Here is a 317-nt window from a genome sequence, read left to right as displayed (position 1 = left end):
GCGTTGTCGATCGCGGTCTGGGCGCACCACATGTACGCCACCGGGGCCGTCCTGCTGCCGTACTTCTCGTTCATGACCTTCCTGATCGCGGTGCCGACCGGTGTGAAGTTCTTCAACTGGATCGGCACCATGTGGCGCGGCCAGCTGACCTTCGAATCGCCGATGCTGTTCTCCCTCGGCTTCCTGGTCACCTTCCTCTTCGGTGGCCTGTCCGGCGTCATCCTGGCCTCGCCACCGCTGGACTTCCACGTCACCGACAGCTATTTCGTGGTCGCGCACTTCCACTACGTGCTCTTCGGCACCATCGTGTTCGCGAC

General features: G+C 62.8%; 1 protein-coding gene. It reads left to right on the top strand.

The features are described from left to right. The coding region (locus tag ACW2Q0_RS31240; protein ID WP_457194513.1) for a cbb3-type cytochrome c oxidase subunit I at positions 1-317 on the top strand (317 nt) is incomplete at both ends.

This window comes from Nocardia citri (assembly GCF_054065835.1).
Note: the sequence above shows the minus strand (reverse complement) of the source record. Positions and strands in the feature narration are given on the sequence as shown.